Genomic DNA, 4046 nt, shown 5'->3' on the forward strand with positions numbered 1-4046 from the left:
GTATTTCGATTGGGCATTTGGGCGTAAAATAAAGCGTTATTTGAATGGCAGTTAGGGAATAGGGAATAGTAAATAGAGAATAGGGCTGAGAAACTAAGCCCCATCTACCCATCTACCCATCTACCCATCTACCCATCCACCCATCCACCCATCCACCCATGAACCTATTCCCCCTCCTCCAACCTGACTTAGTCCTCGGCGGCTCTGTCTTAGACTTAACATTAGAGATTCTGGAACGAAATCAGATTAAAGGCTTAGTATTAGACGTCGATGATACCATCGTCCCGATCGGCATCGATGTGGCGCGACCGGAATTAATTGGCTGGATCGAACAAATCAAAAAAATTGGGCCACTTTGGCTCGTGACGAATAATCCCGGACAGGTTAGGATCGGGGCAATTGCTGAGAGTTTGTCCGTACCATATTTTCATAGTGCCGCCAAACCCTCGCGGCGCAAACTTCGTCAAGCCGTAGAATCTATGAGCATCGATCCCGCGCGAGTGGCGATGGTCGGGGATCGCCTGTTTACAGATGTCTTAGCTGGCAATCGATTGGGGATGTTTACCATTTTGATCGAGCCAATTGTCGATGAGGAATCGGTCATCGGCTTTCAAGCGATCCGCAGCGTCGAGTTCGCGATCGCTAGAGCATTGGGTATTTCTCTGACTGTAAAGAAATAAATCGTTACATTACATAACAATCGCTCAATAAGTTGAAATATAAATAAATCATTAAGAAAATCCGGATGCTCGAAAATATCTGGCATCATATATTTATTGCAATTGGAGTCAGCCAAGATAAAGACTCTAAACATAATATAAAACCCAAAAACCTTCAGAGCGTTAGCTGCCACCAATAGGCAGGTGACGCTCTGAAACTTTTTAGACCCGATCTTTCAATCATTACTAGATATCCTCGCTCCATTAGCGAAAGCCTCGATCCCTACTTAGTATGCCCCGATCCCCGCTATGTCTGACACCTTAGTAATAAAAGTTGGTACTTCGAGTCTGACTCGTAGTGACGGGAGATTGGCATTAGCAACGATCGCAGCTTTAATCGAGACGATCGTCGATCTCCGCGCCCAAGGTCATCAAATTGTTTTAGTATCTTCGGGTGCGGTTGGAGTTGGCGCGGCGCGGCTGGGTATGACCGAACGTCCGAAAACGATCGCCCTCAAACAAGCCGCCGCAGCGGTAGGACAGGGGATTATCATGCGGGTATATGACGATTTGTTTCGGGAGCACCAGCAGCCAGTGGCTCAAATCTTGCTGACGCGGGGAGATCTCGACAGGCGCAGCAGTTATATCAATGCTTACAATACTTTCCAAGAGTTATTTCGCCTCGGCGTGATGCCGATCGTTAATGAGAACGATACCGTCGCGGTAGACGAGCTAAAATTTGGCGATAATGATACTCTCTCCGCGCGGGTCGCCAGCCTGATCGATGCTGACTGGTTATTTTTACTCACCGACGTTGACAGGTTATATTCCGCCGACCCCCGTAAATTTCCAGACGCCCAACCGATCGTCCAGATCGAGCGAATCGAGGATTTAACGGCTCTGCAAGTCCAAACTGGGGGTGCAGGTTCGGAATGGGGAACGGGGGGCATGGCGACCAAAATAGCCGCCGCTGCGATTGCAACTGGTGCGGGGGTCAAAACGGCAATTACCCACGGGAAATTCCCGCAGTATATCGAACGGATTCTGCACGGCGAACCGTTGGGAACTCAATTTACGCCGCAATTGCGCGCCGCTAATGCCAGAAAACGCTGGATCGCACATGGATCGATCGCTGTCGGTAAACTCTATCTGGATGCTGGTGCAGTGGCGGCAATTAGTACTGGCGGTAAATCGTTATTACCCGTCGGAATCGCCCGGATTGAAGGCGAGTTTGAGGCGACAGATGCAGTTCAACTTTGCGATGCGTCGGGCAAAGAAATCGCGCGGGGGATTGTTAATTACAGCAGTCACGAACTCGATCGAATTCAAGGACATCGATCGACTGATATTATCGATCTACTCGGCTATCTAGGCGAAGAAACCGTGGTACATCGCGATAATTTGGTATTGAGCTAGTCAAAGCACTGACGATCTCATTATCCCGTAGTTAACTATTTTGTTAATGACGATGACGATTCGTTTTGTTCGGACAGGAATAATGTTTCAATTCGAGAAAGCTGTACGGGTGGTTTTTCTGGAAAGTTTACGGTTATATCTATAGATCCACCCATTGCTGTTATTAACCCGAACAGCGTACTAATTGTTAAACGCTCTCTACCTTCGACTTGAGACAGATCCGATTGTCTAACATCCAATAAATCTAATAACTCTTCCTGCGTCAAATCTGCTGCTTGTCGCATAGAAGCAAGTATTTTCAACTCTTCTCTAATTTTCTGGGCACCAATACTAATTTCTGCCTGCATTTGTGGAGAAAATTCTTGCTTAATTTGTGCGTAAGTTCTGTGTGGCTGACTCATAAAAACTCACCTCCACTTGTTTCTTCTAAATATTCTTTAAATAGTCTTTCTGCGATTGGGATATTGACTTCGTACTACCCCTTATCCCCACGCTTATTCCCACCAACAAGGAGAACCGCCTGACGTTGAGGGTCGAATGCAAAAAGTATACGGTAGGGATCTCCATCATGCTGAACCCTGAGTTCTTTCATATTGGTTAAAATAGACCCCTTGAGCGTATCGACATAGGGACGACCTAAAGCAGCTCCTTGTTCTTCTAAAACATCAAGTACCATAGCGATCGATGTTTGGACATCAACATCTAAATCGAAAAACCATACTTCAAATTCTCTGTGAAAAACAATTTCCCATGTCATGTGTAAATCATATTGTATACGCTTTCTTTCATTAATAATGAAGCTACTCGTGGCAAAGCTCACTAAATCAATACCACATCCAATTCGATCGGGAGCAGATGCCTTAATCCAGGAGATCGATCCAAGAGCACAGAGCACAACAGCTTGGCTGTTGCGCTCGATCGGGATGCCTAATCTCGTGTCACCGCTTCAGTGTTGCTGAGGACAGAATTTAGTCCCCAGACGTGTTCTACCTCTATGTGTCGATTGTTGCAGATATCTTCTAAAAGTTTTTGTTGAGACAGAGCTTTGCGAAGAGTAACGATCAGTTGTTGTACTCGCTCTCTGACGATCGGATCGCGATCGGCAATCGTCATGGTTTGGCGTTCGAGTACTTGTAAAGTTAGTTCGTAATGTACTAGCGATGGTAAATTAATGCGATCCATGGATGTGCAGTCACCTGAAGCCGAATATTTCGGCAGTATTTGAGTGGTTAGATTACAGCAGAAGCTATGTTGATGAGGCAAACATATCGACGATCGCTTGTCCGGGATCGTCCTGCTTTACTAAGGATTCCCCAATTAGTACCGCACTAGCTCCAGCCTCAACTACTATTTTAAGATCTTCGGCAGTATGCAGTCCGGATTCGCTGACAATCAAGATACCACGCTCTTGTAGCTCTTGTTGTCGCGATGCTAACAGCGTCTGAGTAGTTTGTAAATCGACACTAAAATCGGCGAGATTGCGGTTATTAATCCCAATCAGTTTGACGCCATTTAATGCCAATACTCGATCGAATTCCTCTTGAGTATGTACCTCAATTAGAGCCGTCATCCCCAACGCATGGACGATCTTCAGAAAATATTGTAAATCGGTATCTTCTAAAATTGCGGCAATCAACAATACCGCATCCGCACCGTGCGCGCGCGCATAGTAGATCTGGTACGCATAGATAATAAATTCCTTACACAGCAGCGGTAAATCTACAGCTTTACGAACGGCTGCCAAATTCTCAAAACTACCCTGGAAGAACGTTCGATCGGTCAAAACAGACAAACAAGTAGCTCCGCCACGCTGATAAGATTTAGCAATCTCGACGGCATCAAAATCGGCTCTAATGACCCCGCGACTGGGTGAAGCCTTTTTGACTTCGGCAATTACCGCCGGACGGGTCTTTCCTGCCTTGAGAGCACCCAGAAAGTCTAATGGCGGTGCCATTGCACTAACCTGTTTTT

6 protein-coding genes are annotated in these 4046 nt (G+C 46.3%); 2 read left to right on the forward strand and 4 right to left on the reverse strand.

All coding sequences use genetic code 11. The features are described from left to right. Window positions 1–158 precede the first annotated feature (158 nt). Both C7B77_RS25415 and proB read left to right on the forward strand, forming a co-directional pair. Window positions 159–680 (forward strand): YqeG family HAD IIIA-type phosphatase, encoded by a 522-nt coding sequence (locus C7B77_RS25415; protein ID WP_106311531.1) that lies wholly within the window; start codon window positions 159–161, stop codon window positions 678–680. A 288-nt stretch (window positions 681–968) separates the two neighbouring features. Continuing rightward, window positions 969–2075 carry a glutamate 5-kinase gene (proB, locus tag C7B77_RS25420; RefSeq protein ID WP_106311534.1) on the forward strand — a complete coding sequence of 369 codons (1107 nt, stop codon included), beginning with the start codon at window positions 969–971 and terminating at the stop codon, window positions 2073–2075. Window positions 2076–2110: 35 nt separating this feature from the next. Here proB and C7B77_RS25425 read toward each other — a convergent pair whose 3' ends face one another. From C7B77_RS25425 to trpC, 4 genes are all read right to left on the reverse strand, one after another. Then, window positions 2111–2476 (reverse strand): helix-turn-helix domain-containing protein, encoded by a 366-nt coding sequence (locus C7B77_RS25425; RefSeq protein ID WP_106311537.1) that lies wholly within the window; start codon window positions 2474–2476, stop codon window positions 2111–2113. A gap of 74 nt (window positions 2477–2550) precedes the next feature. Further along, window positions 2551–2832, reverse strand: a complete 282-nt coding sequence (locus C7B77_RS25430) for a type II toxin-antitoxin system RelE/ParE family toxin (protein ID WP_106311542.1) — start codon at window positions 2830–2832, stop codon at window positions 2551–2553. 170 nt (window positions 2833–3002) lie between these two features. Further along, entirely contained in the window at window positions 3003–3257 is a 255-nt protein-coding gene (locus tag C7B77_RS25435) for a DUF5340 domain-containing protein (protein ID WP_106311540.1), read from the reverse strand. Between the two features lie 64 nt (window positions 3258–3321). Continuing rightward, on the reverse strand, window positions 3322–4046 hold a 725-nt coding region (trpC, locus tag C7B77_RS25440; protein WP_106311545.1), incomplete at its 5' end, for an indole-3-glycerol phosphate synthase TrpC.

Source organism: Chamaesiphon polymorphus CCALA 037, assembly GCF_003003845.1.
GTDB lineage: Bacteria > Cyanobacteriota > Cyanobacteriia > Cyanobacteriales > Chamaesiphonaceae > Chamaesiphon > Chamaesiphon polymorphus.